The sequence below is a fragment of the Corallococcus sp. CA047B genome (assembly GCF_003612065.1).
Lineage (GTDB): Bacteria > Myxococcota > Myxococcia > Myxococcales > Myxococcaceae > Corallococcus > Corallococcus praedator.
Genome location: NZ_RAWD01000611.1, coordinates 1 through 2,013 on the forward strand (window position 1 = coordinate 1; position 2,013 = coordinate 2,013).

Sequence of the window (2,013 nt, forward strand, 5' to 3'; positions counted from 1 at the left end):
GGGCCGGGGGTGGCAGCGCCTTCGCCTGGGGCCCCCCAGGGGCCGTCGTCGGGCGCGGGATTGGGTGCGCGGCCGCAGGGACCTGGGAGTACGACGCAGGCCTTCGGTGCCGTCCCCGCCTCTCCTGCGGGGACGTTCAGTCTCTCGGAGCCGGGCGGGGCGACGCGGGCGTTTGGCGCGGTGCCGGGTCCTGCTGCTTCTCCGGCGGCCGAGGCTGTCGGAGCCACCCGGGCGTTTGGCGCGGTGCCGGGCCCTTCAACTTCCGGTGCGGTTGACGCAGCCAGTGGGGCAACGCGGGCGTTTGGTGCGGTCCCGGGTTCTTCGACGTCTGGCGCGGTCGACGCAGCCAGTGGGGCCACCCGTGCGTTTGGTGCGGTGCCGAGCCCTTCGCCTTCCGGTGCGTTCGAATCAGCGAATGGATCCACCCGTGCGTTTGGCGCGGTGCCGGGTCCTTCATCTTCGGGCGCGTTCGACGCGGCCAGTGGTTCGACTCGGGCGTTTGGCGCGGTCCCGGGCTCATCGTCCGAGCCGGTCGGAGCGACGCGTGCGTTTGGCGCGGTGCCCGGTTCCTCGTCGGGGACGTACGAAGCCACTGGCGCCACGCGGGCGTTCGGGGCCGTTTCGGATTCACCGGTCCCGCCTCCTGGTGGCCCTGAAGCAGGCGGATCCACCCGGGCCTTCGGTGCGGTGTCCGGCCCGCCGGAGCCGTCCGCTCCCCGTGCTCCTCCCCGGTCCTTCGGGGACATCTCGCCCTCGGGGGAGTCGCCGGATCAGCCGTGGTCGTCCGCCTCGGGCCCCCGACCCAAGCTCGTTCCGGAGGGCCACGACAGCATGCCGTGGGCGACCTCCGCTCCGACGTCGAGCCTCCCATTGCCCGACGATGCCGCGCCGTTCGCGCGCACCGTCCCGTCGCGTCCCGCCGTTTCAAGCGAGTCGTTGCTGGGCGGCGGACTGGAGCGGCCCCTTGCCGAGCGCAAGCCCTCGGGGACCCTGCCTCCAGAACTGCTCGGGGCCTCGAAGTCCGAACCGGCGATGATCGAGTACGGGCCCGGGCAGGGCTCATCCTCCACGCTGACCCGTGCGCTCCTCGTGCTCGCGGTGCTCGCGGGCATCGGGCTCGCAGGCTACCTGGCGTACCCCGCCTTCCGTGACCGCAACACCGCCATGCCCGCGGCGGCCGTGGAGGAGAAGGACCGCGCCGTGGCGCTGCTTCGCCGCGACGATGCGGCCTCGCGCGAACAGGCCATCCAGAGCCTCCAGTCCCTCGCCGCGACCCACCCGAAGTACGCCGAGGTCCAGGCCGAGCTGGCCGTGGCGCTCACCCTGCAACTGGCCGACCTGAACGCGGACTTCGACCGGCTGCGGCTCCAGTCGGAGCAGCTCCAGAAGCAGCTTGATGCGGTCAACGCCCGCCGGACCCCGGCGGACTGGGAGAACCGCGCGAACGCGCTGCGCGCCCAGATGCAGGCGCTCGCGCGCGAACAGGAGCCGCTGCGCGAGGCCATCGACGCGCGCCGCTCGAAGCTCGATGCCCAGATGGGCTCCGTGCGCGCCGCGCCCGAAGTGGAACCCGCCGCCACCGTGGCCGCGCGCCTGAAGGCCCAGGCCCTCTATGCCGCGGTGACGAGCGCCCCCGACGCACTGGCCCTCGCCCAGCGTCTGCGTCAGGCGGAGCTCTCCGCCGCCTGGAGCCTGCTCGCCCACGCGGAGTACGCCCTCAGCTCAGGGTCGCCCTCGGTCACCCTCCAGAGCGTTTCGAAGGAACTGGAGACGCTTCGCTCGCAGGACCGCACCCTCATGCGTGCCTACGTCCTGGGCGCGCGCTTGGCCCTTCGCCAGGGCGATGTGGCGACGGCCCGGACGCTGCTGGACGAGACCGTGGCCCTCAATGGCAGGCATGAACTCGCCCAGCGCATGCTCCAGCAGCTTCCCGCCCCGGACCCCGCCACCGAGTCCGTCACGGAGCCCGAGCCCTGAAGCGTTGACAGGATCACCTCCCGGCCACCCTGGAGA

The 2,013-nt window shown here is 72.8% G+C and carries 1 protein-coding gene; it reads left to right on the forward strand.

Annotation, left to right across the window (positions count from 1 at the left end; genetic code table 11):
- Nucleotides 1-831: 831 nt before the first annotated feature.
- Nucleotides 832-1,977 (forward strand): hypothetical protein, encoded by a 1,146-nt coding sequence (locus tag D7X74_RS41555; protein WP_147446899.1) that lies wholly within the window; start codon nucleotides 832-834, stop codon nucleotides 1,975-1,977.
- Nucleotides 1,978-2,013 lie beyond the last annotated feature (36 nt).

Bases quoted from the DNA above. Each gene is read 5' to 3' on its own strand.
- D7X74_RS41555 (WP_147446899.1), top strand. From the start codon at position 832: ATGCCGTGGGCGACCTCCGCTCCGACGTCGAGCCTCCCATTGCCCGAC.